Here is a 13,769-nt window from a genome sequence, read left to right on the forward strand (position 1 = left end):
CGTTTAATCGTGGCTAATTTAAGTAACGTGCTTTTACGTGTTCGGGCATGTGTTGGGTTTGTTTTTGTATTAATTCGTCTAATAAATTGTAAAGCGGGGCAGGGTTTAGCTGCTCTATTAACAACAAACTATGTGCAACGGCCTCAAGTGTTGAAAGGCTATCGGCTCTAGGGGCTTTTCTAATAGCGTAACGGTTTTGCGGTAACTGCTTAAAGCTCACTGTTTTAAATTTAGTGAGTAGCGGGGTCAGCTGCAAAATTTTATAGGCTTTTTTCCAGGTGCCATCAATCACGATTAAGTGCGTAATTTTACTTAAGGCTGGCTTTGGGTTTGTATCATCTAAGTTGGTGGCGTGCTCATTAGGGTAAAGCAGTACCGTAGACTCCACAGGTAAAGAGTTGAGCATGGCAAAGTCTGTGTTATTTTCCCCTTTGATTATTTTGCAGTCAGTTAGGCTCAAATTAAGCAATTTTGCCGTGTTTTTCGCTATTTTTTCTTCACTGGGGTGTTGTAGAATAACCACGCTAACTTTATTTGTTAAACGTTTAATGGCCCCGCATATACAGGTAGAGGGCGTAAACAAACAGCGTTCACAAACTTGGCGAGTCATTAATTAAACTTTTTATTGCGAGTGTATTTTGATAATTATACATTTATAAAGTAATAAAGTTGGATTTTTTTACGCATAGATATAGAGTAATACTATTAATTATAAAATGACACGGAATGTTTAGAAGGGCTTAAAATATGACAGAAGTACAAATAGATGAGGCTGCTTTAGAAAGTATGCAGTCGTTACTTGGTGAGCAGTTTAAAGATACACTTGAATTTTGCTGCAGTGAATTTGAGCGCCTTGGTAATGAAGTAATTGCAACCATTGGTAACGATAAAGAAGCGGCGATTCGTCATGCCCATAGTTTAAAATCGAACGCGGCTCAGTTTGGTGCCACGAGTTTATCTGATGTAGCCCGTGATATTGAGCTTAATCTAAATCAAGATAACTTAGCGCAAGCTGTTACGGCATCTACAGATTTATTGGCGCAAGTAAGTGGTTCGCAGGCCCAATTAAGAGCGTGGGTAGAGTCTAATTAACATTATTTGTTAACGTGAATTTATTTCAGTATTAAGCAACTAATTACGCTGGCATTTTACGCCTGTACTAGGGTAGTCTTAGACTTTACTAGGGCGTGTTTGGCCTCTCGATAATAAATTTGATCACGCATTGCCCAAGGGCCACCCTTGGGCTAGTAACACAATTTTACCGAGCCCATTAGGTTATAACCCTCGCATTGAACAAACCCACTCCTAGTTAATTATTTTTTTCCATAAAGCCAGTTCGCCCCAAAGAGGTAAAAATGTCAGATATTAAAAAGAGTCACAAATTAGAAGGTGTATGTTATGACATTCGTGGACCGGTTTTAGCGCAAGCCAAAAAAATGGAAGACGAAGGTCAAAAGGTACTAAAGCTTAATATTGGTAACCCTGCGGCGTTTGGTTTTGATATGCCAGAGGACATGCACCGCGATATTATTCGTAATTTGTATTCGGCCCAAGGCTACTGCGACTCTAAGGGGCTATATTCAGCCCGTGTAGCGGTTTATCAGCATTACCAGCAACGAGGTTTGCATAACCTAGATGTAGATAATATTTATATTGGTAATGGGGTGAGCGAGCTTATCCAAATGATCACCCAAGCGTTATTAAATAACGATGATGAAGTGCTTATTCCTGCGCCTGATTACCCACTGTGGACCGCGTCAGTTAAATTAGCAGGGGGCAACCCTGTTCATTATTTATGTGATGAAGAGCAAGATTGGTTTCCGGATATTGCTGATATAAAAAGTAAAATTACGTCTAAAACAAAAGCGCTCGTACTAATTAACCCTAATAACCCAACCGGCGCGGTTTATAGTGACGATTTACTTTTAGAGCTAATTAATGTGGCGCGCGAGCATAAGCTGTTATTGCTTAGCGATGAAATTTACGAAAAGATTTTATACGATGGCATCACCCACACCTCAATTGGTGCGCTATGCGACGATGTGCCCATTATTACCTTTAATGGCTTAGCTAAAACCTACCGTGCAGCGGGTATTCGAATGGGCTGGATGGTACTAAGCGGGCGTACTTCTGCAATGGAAGATTTACGCAAAGGGCTAGATATTTTATCGTCTATGCGTTTGTGTGCCAATGTACCCGCCCAGTATGCGATACAACAAGCGCTAGGGGGCGTGCAATCAATAGATAGCTTAATCGACCCAGGCGGGCGATTATATGTTCAGCGCGATATTGCTTGGCGTGGGCTTAATGCTATTGAAGGGATAAGCTGTAAAAAGCCAAAAGGGGCGCTTTACGCGTTTGCTAAAGTAGACACGGCTCATTTTAATGTCACTGATGATGAAAAAATGATGTTTGATTTACTAAAAGCAGAAAAAATATTATTAGTGCATGGGCGTGCATTTAATTGGCCAGAGCCTGATCACTTTAGGTTAGTGTTTTTACCTAATAAAGACGATTTATCGAGTGCGATGCTTAAAATGCAGCGCTTTTTTAAAGACTATCGCCAAGTTTAGTTAATTCGAACTAACGCGCTGTAAATAAAAAACGAGCTTAAATAGCTCGTTTTTTATTTACGCGATACCGCTGATACGGGTTTATTAGTACGCGCGGTCAACTCTTACGGTATTATCACTTAAATAGACCAACCGTACGTTATCACCTTTACTAAAGCGCATTGACTGGTCTTGGTCTTGTACCACCATGTATTGATCGCCGTTTTCTACCTGAATCAATAATTCTACTAGGTGCGTTTGCTTATAATAGCTTTTTTGCTGATTATTATGCGCCACGCTTCCGCCAATGACTGAGCCTAAAATAGTGGCGACGGTACGACCGCTCCCACCACCAAATTGATTACCGACAACACCCCCGAGTAGGGCGCCGCCAAAGGTTTTCCAGCCATTGTTTTTGTCTTGAACAAGCTCTTGTTCGGTAATTTTACGTACAGATTTTACATCGCCAAATAAAACCTGTTGTACAGGCACGGCTATGTTTCGCTCATAGTTAGCAAAACTTGGTGCACTGAGTGTAAGCAATGCACACATTGCTATGGTTAAGGCTTTCATAGGTGTCTCCTGATGGTGTTACGCAAAGGCAATATTTTTGCCTTTGCGTGGAAATGTATACCAATGTGAAAAATACTTAATCATTTTGCGGCTAAACGTGTCGCTACTTGCGTTAAAGATTCTCATTTAAAACAAATAAATAGCAATTTTCCCTAGGTATCAACGCGTTTATCCAGCCTCAAAATAGATCAGTTAATTAAGCTAATTGGTATTATTACCAACCAAATGTCGATTTTTCTTTCGTTTTACGAATTTCAGTTTCGTCTGCCCACTCGACTAGACCGCTTTGCATATCCATTAAGCGCATTGTAAATTTGTAATACACATCTGATTTATCAGCATTTGATTTAACAATGCTCGATAAGTTGCCGTACAGCATGTATTGCGCACCAATTTGTTTACCAAAGGCAACTGCGGTGGCAGGGTTTACAAGGGCATCTTCGTTTTGAAAGTTAAGCTGCTCACGTACTGATTCAACACGGGTCATGTCAACAAAACGAAACTTACCGCTGCGCAATAGTTGCGTAGAGATTGAGTCGGTAATAGATTCAGTGTCTATGTGTTCACTGGTTTTATTTTTAATGCGCTCAACAAATACCACAGGGCGTTTGTTTTGGGTCATTGTGCCAATAACCGGCGAGCTAAGTAGTGAGTCGGTCATTTGGCTGGCTACTTTTTGTAAATCGGTAGAGCCAAAGTTTATATCGGTGGTTTCTACTGCTTGCGCGTCGCCATAACTAACTACGGCTTTATTGGCACAACCGCTTAAAATGAGTGCGCTGAGGCCAATAACTGCATAACTCGATAACGTTTTAAATTGTGTAGTGATCATTTTTATAACCCTTATTCTTTAAATTCTTGTGCGTCGGTAGACACTTCTCTTACAGCGAGCGAAAATGTAACTGCATCCGGTGTTGGCGCTAAGCCGGGTAATTGTGTTTTAGAAAAACCAAACAGTGTTAAGGCTTGCCAAGGTGAGTGGTTTCCTTTAATTACAAACCCGTCTTTGTCGTACCAATTAAACTGATACTGTAAATATTGCGACTTTTTATATTGGCTGCTTAGTGTTACTACCACGTCGGTTAACTGGTTTGTTTGGCGTGTTTTAACATCGGTAATGGCAAGCTTTTCACCTAGAGCTGGATTATCAACATGTAACTGCTCGTTAAATGTATTTTTGCTTTGCTCAACCGAAATGCCTGATGTATCAGGTTGGCTTGCACATGCCCCAAGCATTAATGCAGCCACTAATGGCAAAGTATATTTCATGATGACTCCTAGAGTTGAACCACATGGTAGTTAAAATAGTTATTAATAGAGGTTAGGTAAATTAAGGTTAACCCTTGCTTACTAACGGTAAAATTAATAGGCGCATGGTTGCCTATTAAAAGTGTATGCGACCCTGCATTTAAACTGCTACGAGCCATGCTTATTTGATTAGGTAAAGTAAGCCAACTGCGTGTATCAGCCTGCTCAGACGCCAAATTATAAATATTAGCAATAATATTGCCTACATCGCCTGTGCTACGTGCAAGCTCTGCGCGCACTTTTTCTTTGGCTACTAAGCGTAATACTTGCCTAGATACGCGAGCCGGTATTTGTTGCTCTAATGTTTTAGCCGCTAATGCTTCTATATGCACTAACGGGTTGAGCTCTAAATTTTGCGAACCTATATTTACGCCATTAATATTAGCTATAAACGCATTATCTTTATAAACCGGCATTGCTAAACTGTAAAAACGCGCATCGCCACCTGATGTATAAATAGGCAAGCGTAATTTAAATTCATCTTGTTTAGGCACTAAGCCTTGTTCAACCAATATAACCACTTCACCGTGATTAGCATGAAGGGGCTTTAATGGGCTAAAGCGGCGCTCAAACTCTTCTAAATCTTGGTTAAAACCTTGCTTTTTAGCTAATCGAATTACATCTTGCTGTAAGTAGTGATTATCAGGTTGAATCTCTAATGCTTTTTTATAATCAATGTAGGCATCATCGTATTGTTTATCACTTTGGTACAACAGTGCAGATAAATAAAACGTAAAGGCATTTTGAAAACCATTTTTAATACCGCGTGTCACATTACTCATACTTGGGTAATGCTGTTGTGCTTGCTCTATTGTGTCGTTTATTTGTGTTTTATTATCTGCAAGTGCATCGACTTGTACTTTGTTAGCGCGACGTATTTCAACCAAGGCGCCTTCTAAATCACTGTTGTATACATAATTAAGTGCTTTGTAGCTATGTAGCATGCTCATTTCATATGCCGGTGGTACATAGGTAATAGCAGAGTCGTTAGTGAATAAGGCGTTACTTTGTTCAAGCCCTGCACTTAATTGAATTTTTGCTGCTTCTCGTTTTGTTTGTACCTGGGCGTATACATTTTCAAATTGTTGTTGTGAAAGACTTTGCTCGTTAGCAAGGTCTTTTAAACGGGCTTGCTCTAATTGGTTAAGTAAATAGCTACTGTGTAACTTACTATTGTTGGCAATAAGTGATTGAGCCTGTTCAATATTGTTATTTTTAATTGCGTTTCTTACAGGCGTCATTTGGCTTGCATAGTCGTTAAATAAATCATTAAAGCCTATGGTGCTGCATCCACTTAATATAAAACAAACACTTAAAATTATACTTTGGCGCACTGAGCACTCCTATATAGTTAGGTTTTAAAGATTAACATACTCTGGTTTTGGATTTGTGTGAAATAGTGTAAAAAAGCGTAGCCTACTTTAGGGCATATAGACCTGTGAGGATTTAAAAACTATTCTCCCTAAGGTCAGCGCGAGTTAGTTAAATTACGTGTATTTAAGGTAGGCAAATCATCATGAATAGCTTGTGAATACCAGAGGGTAGATGCGTAATTACAGTAATTTAGCAGTATATAAAGTTATAATGCTGAGAATAAAGTTAAAGTAATTACAACAATGCCGCTTTACAGCTAAATGGCTCAGCTGTTTAAATACAGCGCTGGCTGAGCAAGTCAATTTAAAGCATCTCATTATAAGGTTTTAGTTAAGGAGCGATTTTGAAAGCCACTTTATACACCCTCGTTGCATTAATAGCCTTTGCGGCAAATTCTTTACTTTGTCGTATGGCGTTAGCGCAAGGTTATATTGATGCGTGGAATTTTACAATTATCAGGCTCGTAAGTGGTGCCGTGTGTTTAGGCTTAATTATGGCTATATATACGTATAACCTTAAGCGTAAGGGCGCGCTTAATGACGCTATTTTAAGTGATACCGGAAGTTGGCGAAGCAGTATTAGTTTATTGGTATATGCACTTTGTTTTTCAATTGCTTATATAGAGCTAGATACAGGCACCGGTGCGCTTATTTTATTTTCGGCGGTACAACTTACCATGATTGGTTGGGGCATATATAAAAAAGAGCAGCTGAGTAAATTGCAGTGGGGGGCTTTTTTTGTCGCGTTAGCTGGATTTGTGTATTTAATGTTGCCCTCTGCCGCTGTGCCTTCTTTGTTAGGGGCCTCGCTTATGGCGTTAAGTGGTGTTGCATGGGGCGTTTACAGTATACGCGGTAAAGCGTGTGTATCGCCGCTGCGTACCACCGCCTTTAACTTTATTAGGAGCTTAGTGGCTATTCCTGTTTTATTACTTGTAGCAATAGGCTATTTAAAAACAGTAAGTATGCAAGGGGTGCTGCTAGCGTGCGCTTCGGGCGCCATTGCATCAGGCATTGGTTACAGTATTTGGTATGTGGCCATGCCACTACTAAAAAGCACGCAAGCGGCGGTCTTACAGTTATGTGTGCCTGTACTGGCTGCTATTGCAGGTATGTTGTTTTTATCTGAGCAGGTAACAGTGGAGTTTATTATTGCAAGCTCACTAATACTTGGCTCGGTATTGGTGTTTATATTAAATAAGCATACAGCGCGGTAATGCCAAGAAAAGCCCGCTATTAAGGCGGGCTTACATTTGTTATAAAACGTTTATATAGCGCGGGTAAATTATCTAAAATAGCTGACTTACCCTCTAAATCGCTGTTGCTTATACATTCGTAAAGCATCGCTTCGCTTAATGTGCTTACTAACCGCTGAGATTGCTTAGTATGGCTAATATGCCAAAGTTCAGGTGCTACGCCGCCTAAATCCTGTTTGTAGGGGCGATAAAAACCATATTTAGCTAGATTTTTATCAAGCCACTGACTGAGTGGCGCAAATGGTCCCCCATGTTGATATTCATCAGGGGTAAGTTGCAGCTTATAGTCATCGTTAATTGCGGCGGTATCATACACATCAAGGTCGGTTCCTAAATGATGCCGACTAGCTCCTGGCAAGGCAGAGTAGAGCATAATAGCCGTGCATTTTTCCAGCTCATTTAGTTGGCTTAAATCCACTATCTGTTGCTGTTTATTAAAAACAGGGCGTATACCTAAAAACTTGTTATTCCAAATCATAGCTTGGCGATTAAAATCGCGAAAACTTGAGGCAATAGTCAACTCAAAGCCAGCATTTTTAGCGCCATTTTGCAGGGCTAAAAAGTCATCAATAATATCAGTATGTAACCGATGCGATTGAATCTCAGTGAGGTGTGTATCACTTTGTCCAGTGATACACATTGCTAATGTATTGGTATCGAGTGCCATTAGATTAACAGTTGCTCTAAAATTTGCTCGTAAATATCAGCTAAAGCGATTAAATCATCGGTGCTTACACATTCATCTACTTTATGAATAGTGGCGTTGCGGGGGCCTAGTTCAATCACTTTTGCGCCTGTTTGCGCTATAAAGCGCCCATCTGACGTACCCCCGGTGGTTTCGAGGTTAGTGGTTAAGCCCGTGACAGATTTAATCGCATTTACGGTGGCATCAACTAACGGGCCATGCTCGGTTATAAACGGCAAGCCGTTTACTATCCAGCTTAATTCGTAGTTTAAGTCATGCGTTTGTAAAATAGCATTAACCCGTTCTTGTAGTTGCTGATGAGTTACTTCGGTACTAAATCTAAAATTAAATTGCACCTCAAGCTCGCCCGGTATGACATTACCGGCTCCCGTGCCACCCTTTATATTTGATACCTGAAAGCTGGTTGCAGGGAAAAATTCATTGCCGTTGTCCCACACGGTTTGGCTAAGTTCAGTAATAGCGGGGGCAGCCAAATGAATTGGGTTTTGTGCTAAGTGGGGGTAGGCTACATGGCCTTGCACACCTTTTACTTTTAAAAAGCCAGTAAGGGAGCCACGACGGCCATTTTTTACTACATCACCGAGTACATCTCGCGATGAAGGCTCACCCACTAAGCACATATCAATTTTTTCGCCGCGTGCTTCAAGCGTGTCTATTACTTTGGTTGTGCCGTTGATAAAGGGGCCTTCTTCATCGGAGGTAATTAAAAATGAGATAGAGCCTTTGTGATCAGGGTTTTTAGCCACAAAGCGCTCAGTAGCAACAAGCATTGCCGCCAGAGAGCCCTTCATATCAGCTGCGCCTCGGCCATGCAGCAAACCATCTTCAATTAAGCCTGAAAATGGCGGGTGCTGCCAGTTTTGTGCAGGTCCTGTAGGGACTACATCGGTATGGCCTGCAAAACAAAAGTGTGGCGACTCGTTTCCTTTTCGGGCCCATGTATTGAGTGTATCGGTAAAAAACAACGACTCGATATTAAAGCCTAGGGCTTTTAAACGCTCGTTCATCATTGATTGGCAACCCGCATCTTCAGGGGTTACCGACTCGCGCTGAATAAGCGCTTGTGCAAGTGCAATTACTTCATGTGTCATTATTTAAATATCTCATCGTATTGCGCAGCTTTAAAGCCTAAGTGGTAGCTGTTGTTATTTACAAGCACTGGGCGCTTGATCATAGCTGGTTGCTCTACAAGTAATGTAATAGCCGTGTCTTTGTTTAGGTTTTGCTTTTGCTCATCAGCGAGTGCGCGATAGGTTGTACCACGCTTATTAACTAACTGTTCCCAGTCAATATGCTCAGCAAATTCGCTTACAAGCTGCTCGTTTACACCGTCTTTTCGGTAATCGTGAAAGGTAAAATCTATGTTGTTGTCGGCGAGGTATTTTTTGGCTTTTTTAATGGTGTCGCAATTACTAATGCCGTAAAGAGTGATCATAGGTTTAGTTCTTCTTAATAATAGTTAAAAGGGGGTCTACACCCGCATTTACGTGCGTGTGTGAATAATGAAAAGTGCCTAAGTTATGGCCATTTAATAGCACTAAGCTGGCCAGTAAGGGCGATTTAAGTTCGCGTAAATCAAAGTAAGCTAAGCGCTGCCCTTTGCTTATTTTGCTGCCATTTAGCTGTGCAATATGTGTGTGTGTAATAGGCTGCTGCGCCGGTAGTGACAAGTTAATGAGAACCTTTAAACCGTTATTTGCTTGGAGAATAAATTCACATCCTGCATTTTTAACCTGCACTAAAGTGCCATCAAAGGGCGCTAAAATTTTATGATTACTTAATGCAACCAACATAGTTGGCCCAAGGGTAGAAAATTTAAAAAAGGGCTCAGGGTGCAGGTTCAAATCAATGACTTTGCCGCTAAAGGGGCTGGTAATTTTTAATGCGCTGGCGGGGAGCTTATTTTGCGCTAAAAACTCGATAGAGGCTGCTCTCATTTATTGATCTACTACTAAATTGTAGCCATCTTTTTTAAGTGCAGTGATGGCTTGCTGCGCAGTGTGTTTTTTTACCAAAATATAATCTGTGTCGTAGGTTGAGATAGAAAAAATAGAAATATTAGCCTTTGCAAGCACGCCAGATATATTGGCCATAATCCCCGTTAAAGAAAACCCCAACGGGCCAACTACTTCAAGTGCTTGCCAATCAGGCTCTGTATCTAAACACTCAATAGCAAAATGACTAGGGCAAACAATAGAAAGCTCATCGTGAGTTTTAGAAATAAAAAATAGGGGTAATTTTAATAGCGCTACAGGAATGTCTGCATCCACTTCTAAACTATGAATTGACAACAGCGTGCTGTGTAATTGTAATGTTTGTTTTGACATTAATAACCTGCAAACAGCGTATAGAGTCAGTTAATAGTATAGATTATTGGCTTTAAATTAAAGGTGTAACAGCCACTAAAATAAAGGCTGTGTGACTGTGGGTAATAAGGATTTAAAACTTACCCACAATTTCTGTGGATAAGTATGGGAATTGGTAGGTATAAATAGCCTAACTAACTAATTAATAAGTAAATATTAGCTAGGCTATAAAAAGCACTAGTTTGATTTAGGCGTTTTCGAGCGCTTCAACTTGAGCTGCTTGAATAGCCGTAAGTGCAATGGTGTACACTATGTCATCGACTAATGCGCCACGGCTTAAATCGTTAACGGGCTTTCGCATACCTTGTAGCATAGGCCCTATGCTGATTAGATCGGCACTACGTTGTACGGCTTTGTAGGTTGTGTTACCGGTATTAAGGTCTGGGAAAATAAATACCGTAGCTTTACCGGCTACTGGGCTATTTGGTGCTTTTTTAAGAGCAACATTTTCCATAATCGCAGCGTCGTATTGCAATGGCCCATCAATAATTAAATCAGGACGTTTTTGTTGAGCAATTTGCGTGGCTTCACGCACTTTTTCAACATCGGCGCCAGAGCCAGAAGTACCTGTGCTGTAGCTTATCATGGCAACACGTGGCTCTATGCCAAACGCGGCTGCAGAGTCGGCTGACTGAATAGCGATATCTGCTAATTGTTCTGCATTAGGGTCGGGGTTAATTGCACAATCGCCGTATACCAGTACTTGGTCGGGCAGCAGCATAAAAAACACAGACGATACAAGTGATGACCCTGGAGCGGTTTTAATTAACTGCAGCGGTGGGCGAATTGTATTAGCTGTTGTGTTAACAGCGCCAGATACTAAGCCATCGACTTTACCTTGCTCAAGCATCATAGTGCCCAGTACAACATTATCTTGTAATTGCTCTTGTGCTACGACTTCTGTTAAGCCTTTGCTTTTACGAATTTCGACCATAGGTGCAACATAGTCGTTAATCACCGATTTTGGCTCAACAATACTTACATGTTCGTTAAGCTCAATACCTTGTTGCTCGGCAATACGCATTATTTCATCGCGATCGCCAAGTAATACTGTTTTTGCAATACCACGTTGTCCACAAATAGCCGCGGCTTTAATAGTACGCGGCTCATTTCCTTCAGGAAGTACCACTGTTTTAGCCGCTTTACGGGCTTTATCTGTAAGTAAGTAACGAAACGCAGGAGGAGAGAGCTTACGTGTTTTGCCAACATTTTTTGCAAGCGTATCAAGCCAATCAGAATCGATATATTCTGCGTTGTGATCTTTTACTTTTTCAATACGTTGGTCATCATCGCTTGGTACTTCCATATTAAAATTATGTAGTAGTAATGATGTACGCCAAGTATCGGCCTCTGTGGCTAAAATAGGCAAGCCTGTTTGCATTGCTTGTTCACACAGCGCCATTATACGCGGCTCTGGTTCAAAACCACCGGTAAGTAAAATAGCACCAATTTTAGTGCCGTTCATGGCCGACAAACACGCAGCGACTAAAATATCTGAACGATCGCCTGGGGTGACTAATAATGCGCCCGGTGTAAAGTGGTTCAAAATGTTTGATACGGTACGCGCACAAAATGTAATACGGCGTAAGCGACGGTGTAGCATGTCGCCTTCGTTAATAATGGTGGCTTTTAAATACGCGCTTAAATCTTTAACGCGCGGGGCAACTAAATCAAAGTCCCACGGGATGGCGCCTAACAGCATAAATGGGTTTTTTCTAAAAATAGGTAAAGAAGCTAAACGGTTTAATTCGTTATCGAGCTCTTCAGCTTTGTATGAATCGACCAAATCAGCGCGGGCGCGGCCTTCTTCATCAAGCGGGGCATTCACTTTGTTAAAAATACAGCCTAAAACACGCGGGTGATCGATACCACCATAATACCCAGCAGCAATTTCTAAACGGTCTTCAATTTGCGTAATGGTGTAATTACCAGGGGTTAATACAAATACAATATCGGCACCCAGAGTTTGGGCTATTTCGCGGTTTACACGCCCTGCATAAGGTTGGCGACGAGTAGGCACCATGCCTTCAATAATAGCCACTTCGTCATCGTTAATTTTACTTTCAAAGCGCTCTACTATTTCTTCAAGTAAATCATCGCCTTTACCATCGCCAATCATTTGCTCTGCATAACTTAATGCAAAGGGAGTTGGTGGGGTAATTGATGAGCCTTGCATAATAATTTGAGTCGACTTTTCAGGGCCTGTTTCACCCGTACGTGGTTGGGCAATTGGCTTGAAAAAGTTAACTTTTACGGTTTTTTGCTCAAGCGCACGCACTAACCCGACAGAAACAGATGTTAAACCAACACCCGTAGAAACCGGAATTAACATAATACGACGTGCCATAATTAAAGCTCCTTCACAATGTTAGCGGCATCAAGGGCTATTACCCATTCTTCATTAGTTGGCATTACAACCGCTTTAGTGATCGCGTTGTCAGAGCTAATAATGCCTTCATTACCAAATCGCGCATCTAAGTTGGCTTGTTTATCGCAATCTAAGCCTAAAAACGCCAGTTGTGTGATTACTTTTTCGCGGATAATATCTGAGTTTTCGCCTATACCACCGGTAAAAATAAGCGCATCTAACTGCTGTAATGGCACCATGTAGGCGGCAATTTGTTTAGCAAGGCGGTAGCAAAAAATGTCAAGCGCAAGGGCGGCTTTTTCATGGCCAGCTACAGCGGCTTCTTCTATGGTTCTGCAGTCGTTAGACAGTTCACTAATACCTAACAAACCACTTTCTTTATTCAGTAAGTTGTCGATTTGTTTTGCATCATAATTAAGTTGTGTCGTTAAAAAGTTAAATAAACCAGGGTCGATATCACCACTGCGGGTGCCCATTACTAACCCAGCAAGCGGGGTTAAGCCCATGCTAGTATCTACACTTTTACCGCCTTTAATTGCACACACAGAACAACCATTACCTAAATGCGCACTAATAAAGTTGCTTTGCTCAACAGGCTTATTAATTAATTTAGCGGTTTGGCCTGCTACATAATAGTGGCTTGTGCCGTGCATACCGTAACGGCGAACACCGTGCTCTGTGTATAGCTTGTAAGGGAGTGCATATAAGTAGGCTACTTTATCCATGGTTTGATGAAATGCAGTGTCAAAAACAGCAACCTGTGGCAAACCAGCAAACGAAGCCTGCGCTGATGAAATACCCAGTAAGTTTGCATGACCATGTAAAGGGGCAAGGCTTGAAGCATCTGAAATACCCGCAATGACTTTTTCATCTACTAATGCAGATTGAGTAAAGTGTTCACCACCGTGAACAACACGATGGCCTACGGCAATTAAATGCTCATCTAAGTGGTGATCTTTAATTAGGCTCACAAGCGTATTAATTGCTTCACCATGCGCTTGATTAGCAGCTAAGGTGATAACGGTTTTATTACCTTGGTATTTATATTTGATAGATGGATTTTCTGAACCTAGGCGTTCAGCTAAGCCCGAAATAATTTCATGCCCGTTATCAGCATCAATAATGGCAAATTTTAAACTCGAACTACCACAGTTTAATACTAAAACGTGTTGTGATTTAGAGGGCGTAGTTGGCATAGATACAGTTTCCATAAACAATAAATTTAGTAAGTGTACGTTAAGATATGAACAATACACTTAAGGTGCAA

15 protein-coding genes are annotated in these 13,769 nt (G+C 41.1%); 3 read left to right on the forward strand and 12 right to left on the reverse strand.

Translation table 11 applies throughout. The annotated features are described in order from the left end of the window. Positions 1 to 13: 13 nt before the first annotated feature. Entirely contained in the window at positions 14 to 610 is a 597-nt protein-coding gene (locus MTF68_RS00860; protein WP_248461377.1) for a tRNA-uridine aminocarboxypropyltransferase, read from the reverse strand. Positions 611 to 747: 137 nt separating this feature from the next. Between MTF68_RS00860 and MTF68_RS00865 the strand changes: the two genes are divergently transcribed. Beyond that, entirely contained in the window at positions 748 to 1,092 is a 345-nt protein-coding gene (locus tag MTF68_RS00865) for an Hpt domain-containing protein (RefSeq protein ID WP_004587765.1), read from the forward strand. A gap of 263 nt (positions 1,093 to 1,355) precedes the next feature. Further along, the gene (locus tag MTF68_RS00870; protein ID WP_004587766.1) at positions 1,356 to 2,573 is read left to right on the forward strand and encodes a pyridoxal phosphate-dependent aminotransferase; all 1,218 of its coding nucleotides are present in this window, start codon (positions 1,356 to 1,358) and stop codon (positions 2,571 to 2,573) included. Positions 2,574 to 2,657: 84 nt separating this feature from the next. Here the strand turns inward: MTF68_RS00870 and MTF68_RS00875 are convergent, their stop codons facing one another. From MTF68_RS00875 to MTF68_RS00890, 4 genes are all read right to left on the reverse strand, one after another. After that, complete coding sequence (locus MTF68_RS00875) at positions 2,658 to 3,125, reverse strand: glycine zipper 2TM domain-containing protein (RefSeq protein ID WP_248461378.1); 468 nt, start codon at positions 3,123 to 3,125, stop codon at positions 2,658 to 2,660. A gap of 214 nt (positions 3,126 to 3,339) precedes the next feature. Further along, positions 3,340 to 3,957 carry a penicillin-binding protein activator LpoB gene (lpoB, locus tag MTF68_RS00880; protein ID WP_024032666.1) on the reverse strand — a complete coding sequence of 206 codons (618 nt, stop codon included), beginning with the start codon at positions 3,955 to 3,957 and terminating at the stop codon, positions 3,340 to 3,342. An 11-nt stretch (positions 3,958 to 3,968) separates the two neighbouring features. Next, positions 3,969 to 4,394 carry a YcfL family protein gene (locus MTF68_RS00885; RefSeq protein ID WP_024032667.1) on the reverse strand — a complete coding sequence of 142 codons (426 nt, stop codon included), beginning with the start codon at positions 4,392 to 4,394 and terminating at the stop codon, positions 3,969 to 3,971. A gap of 8 nt (positions 4,395 to 4,402) precedes the next feature. After that, entirely contained in the window at positions 4,403 to 5,767 is a 1,365-nt protein-coding gene (locus tag MTF68_RS00890) for an adenine DNA methylase (RefSeq protein WP_248461380.1), read from the reverse strand. A 383-nt stretch (positions 5,768 to 6,150) separates the two neighbouring features. On the opposite strand from MTF68_RS00890, the gene MTF68_RS00895 reads away from it, so the two are divergent. Then, entirely contained in the window at positions 6,151 to 7,023 is an 873-nt protein-coding gene (locus MTF68_RS00895; RefSeq protein WP_248461381.1) for a DMT family transporter, read from the forward strand. A 19-nt stretch (positions 7,024 to 7,042) separates the two neighbouring features. Here the strand turns inward: MTF68_RS00895 and MTF68_RS00900 are convergent, their stop codons facing one another. The 7 genes from MTF68_RS00900 to MTF68_RS00930 form a co-directional block, all read right to left on the reverse strand. Continuing rightward, the gene (locus MTF68_RS00900) at positions 7,043 to 7,729 is read right to left on the reverse strand and encodes a M15 family metallopeptidase (RefSeq protein ID WP_248461382.1); all 687 of its coding nucleotides are present in this window, start codon (positions 7,727 to 7,729) and stop codon (positions 7,043 to 7,045) included. Beyond that, positions 7,729 to 8,859 (reverse strand): succinyl-diaminopimelate desuccinylase, encoded by a 1,131-nt coding sequence (dapE, locus tag MTF68_RS00905; protein WP_248461383.1) that lies wholly within the window; start codon positions 8,857 to 8,859, stop codon positions 7,729 to 7,731. Before dapE ends, MTF68_RS00900 begins: the two co-directional genes overlap by 1 nt. Further along, complete coding sequence (locus MTF68_RS00910) at positions 8,859 to 9,203, reverse strand: ArsC family reductase (RefSeq protein WP_096739706.1); 345 nt, start codon at positions 9,201 to 9,203, stop codon at positions 8,859 to 8,861. The genes dapE and MTF68_RS00910 overlap by 1 nt, the downstream gene beginning before the upstream one ends. Positions 9,204 to 9,207: 4 nt before the next feature. Then, entirely contained in the window at positions 9,208 to 9,705 is a 498-nt protein-coding gene (locus MTF68_RS00915; RefSeq protein ID WP_121637383.1) for a PTS glucose transporter subunit IIA, read from the reverse strand. Continuing rightward, entirely contained in the window at positions 9,706 to 10,095 is a 390-nt protein-coding gene (locus MTF68_RS00920) for an ACT domain-containing protein (RefSeq protein WP_029772079.1), read from the reverse strand. Between the two features lie 226 nt (positions 10,096 to 10,321). Beyond that, the gene (gene pta, locus MTF68_RS00925; protein WP_004587777.1) at positions 10,322 to 12,481 is read right to left on the reverse strand and encodes a phosphate acetyltransferase; all 2,160 of its coding nucleotides are present in this window, start codon (positions 12,479 to 12,481) and stop codon (positions 10,322 to 10,324) included. 2 nt (positions 12,482 to 12,483) lie between these two features. Next, the gene (locus MTF68_RS00930) at positions 12,484 to 13,698 is read right to left on the reverse strand and encodes an acetate kinase (RefSeq protein ID WP_248461694.1); all 1,215 of its coding nucleotides are present in this window, start codon (positions 13,696 to 13,698) and stop codon (positions 12,484 to 12,486) included. Between the last annotated feature and the right edge of the window lie 71 nt (positions 13,699 to 13,769).

Origin of the sequence: Pseudoalteromonas sp. 2CM37A (assembly GCF_023161885.1) — a bacterium.
Classification (GTDB): Bacteria; Pseudomonadota; Gammaproteobacteria; order Enterobacterales; family Alteromonadaceae; genus Pseudoalteromonas; species Pseudoalteromonas atlantica.

Bases quoted from the DNA above. Each gene is read 5' to 3' on its own strand.
- MTF68_RS00875 (WP_248461378.1), bottom strand. From the start codon at position 3,125: ATGAAAGCCTTAACCATAGCAATGTGTGCATTGCTTACACTCAGTGCA.
- MTF68_RS00885 (WP_024032667.1), bottom strand. From the start codon at position 4,394: ATGAAATATACTTTGCCATTAGTGGCTGCATTAATGCTTGGGGCATGT.
- MTF68_RS00900 (WP_248461382.1), bottom strand. From the start codon at position 7,729: ATGGCACTCGATACCAATACATTAGCAATGTGTATCACTGGACAAAGT.
- MTF68_RS00915 (WP_121637383.1), bottom strand. From the start codon at position 9,705: ATGAGAGCAGCCTCTATCGAGTTTTTAGCGCAAAATAAGCTCCCCGCC.
- MTF68_RS00920 (WP_029772079.1), bottom strand. From the start codon at position 10,095: ATGTCAAAACAAACATTACAATTACACAGCACGCTGTTGTCAATTCAT.
- lpoB (WP_024032666.1), bottom strand. From the start codon at position 3,957: ATGATCACTACACAATTTAAAACGTTATCGAGTTATGCAGTTATTGGC.
- MTF68_RS00860 (WP_248461377.1), bottom strand. From the start codon at position 610: ATGACTCGCCAAGTTTGTGAACGCTGTTTGTTTACGCCCTCTACCTGT.
- MTF68_RS00910 (WP_096739706.1), bottom strand. From the start codon at position 9,203: ATGATCACTCTTTACGGCATTAGTAATTGCGACACCATTAAAAAAGCC.
- dapE (WP_248461383.1), bottom strand. From the start codon at position 8,859: ATGACACATGAAGTAATTGCACTTGCACAAGCGCTTATTCAGCGCGAG.
- pta (WP_004587777.1), bottom strand. From the start codon at position 12,481: ATGGCACGTCGTATTATGTTAATTCCGGTTTCTACGGGTGTTGGTTTA.
- MTF68_RS00865 (WP_004587765.1), top strand. From the start codon at position 748: ATGACAGAAGTACAAATAGATGAGGCTGCTTTAGAAAGTATGCAGTCG.
- MTF68_RS00870 (WP_004587766.1), top strand. From the start codon at position 1,356: ATGTCAGATATTAAAAAGAGTCACAAATTAGAAGGTGTATGTTATGAC.
- MTF68_RS00930 (WP_248461694.1), bottom strand. From the start codon at position 13,698: ATGCCAACTACGCCCTCTAAATCACAACACGTTTTAGTATTAAACTGT.